The organism is Candidatus Nitrosotalea sp. FS (assembly GCF_011319475.1).
Lineage (GTDB): Archaea > Thermoproteota > Nitrososphaeria > Nitrososphaerales > Nitrosopumilaceae > Nitrosotalea.
Genome location: NZ_RCMC01000208.1, coordinates 1 through 1,575, shown reverse-complemented (window position 1 = coordinate 1,575; position 1,575 = coordinate 1). Strand labels below are relative to the sequence as shown.

The 1,575-nt window shown below is 63.7% G+C and carries 1 protein-coding gene; it reads left to right on the top strand.

The genetic code is table 11. The features are described 5' to 3' along the window. Nucleotides 1-169: 169 nt before the first annotated feature. Nucleotides 170-1,575, top strand: a 1,406-nt coding sequence (locus DYY66_RS07835; protein ID WP_255496383.1) for a condensation domain-containing protein, incomplete at its 3' end; no start/stop codon positions are given.

Here is a 1,575-nt window from a genome sequence, read left to right as displayed (position 1 = left end):
GAACCGTCCAGAGCTAACGGCAGAAAAGTTCGTGCCCGATGGTTTCAGCGGGGCGGCTGGGGCGCGGCTGTATCGCACGGGAGATCGCGTGCGTTACGGTCGGGAAGGACAACTGGAGTTTCTCGGCCGCCAGGACGACCAAGTGAAGGTGCGTGGCTTCCGGGTGGAGTTGGGCGAGATCGAAGCCGTACTGGGGAGGCATCCTGGGGTGGAGCAGGCGGTGGTGATCGTGCGCGGGGTGGAAGGGAAGGCTGGGGAGAAACGGCTTCTGGGCTACGTGATCGGGCAGCCGGGAGCAGGGGAGCTAGGGGAAGAAGGCCTGCGCGGATATTTGCAGGAACGACTGCCGGAGTACATGGTTCCGGGGCGGATCATGCAAGTGAAGAGCTGGCCGCTGAGCAGCAACGGGAAGATCGACCGCAAAGCGCTGCCGGAGATTGAGCGTGAAGGGAAGAAGGGAAGAGGGGGCGAGCGGCGGGAAGGGATAGAGGAGCTGCTGGGCGGGATCTGGGAGCAGGTGCTGGGAGTGAGGGAGGTAGGGGCGGAGGAGAACTTCTTTCAGTTGGGCGGGCATTCGCTGTTGGCAACGCAGGTGATGTCGCGGATTGGGGAGGTATACGGGCGGGAATTTTCCATTCGGCTGCTGTTTGAGCGGCCGACGGTGCGTGGGCTGGGGGAAGGGATAAGGGAAGAACTGGCGAGCGGGGAAGGGCTGCGACTGCCGGAGTTGAAGAGACGAGAAGGAGATCGTAGGGAGGCGCCGCTGTCGTACGCGCAGGAGAGGGTGTGGTTTCTGTATCAGTTGGAGCCGGAGAACAGCTTCTACAACGTAGCGTTGGCGGTGCGGATGCAGGGGAGGCTGGAGGTTAGGGCGCTGGAGAGAAGCTTGCAGGAGATGGTGCGGCGGCACGAAGTGCTGCGGACAGGATTCGTGGTGATGGAAGGCAAGCCGCGGCAGGTGATCCAGCCGGCGGGAGAAGTGAAGATGGAATTGCCGGTGGTGGACGTGAGACATCTGCGGGGAGAAGAGCGGGAAGAGGAGGTGCGACGGCGGATGGGGGAAGAAGCGAGACGGCCGTTCGTGCTGGAGCAAGGGGGATTGCTGCGGAGTGTGCTGCTGCGAGTGGGAGAAGAGGAGCACGTGGGAATGTTCACGCTGCACCACATCATCTCCGACGGGTGGTCGTTGGGAGTGCTGGTGGGAGAGCTGAGCGAGCTGTACGCGGCGGAGGTGGAAGGACGGAAGGCGGAGCTGGGAGAATTGGGGATTCAGTATGGGGATTACGCGGTGTGGCAGCGTGGGTGGCTGGAAGGAGAGGAGTTGGAGAGGCAGTTGGGGTACTGGCGGGAGGAGTTAGCGGAGCTGCCGGTGGTGGAGTTGCGGGGGGACCGGCGGCGGCCGGCGGTGCAGAGTTATTGTGGGGCGAGCGTGCAGGTGGAGTTGGGGGAGGAGTTGAGCGCAGGAGTGAGGGAGCTGTGCCGGGGGGAGGGAGTGACGGAGTTCATGATGTTGCTGGCGGGGTTCGCGGTGCTGCTGGCGCGTTACAGCGGACAGACCGACGTGGTGGTGGGAAC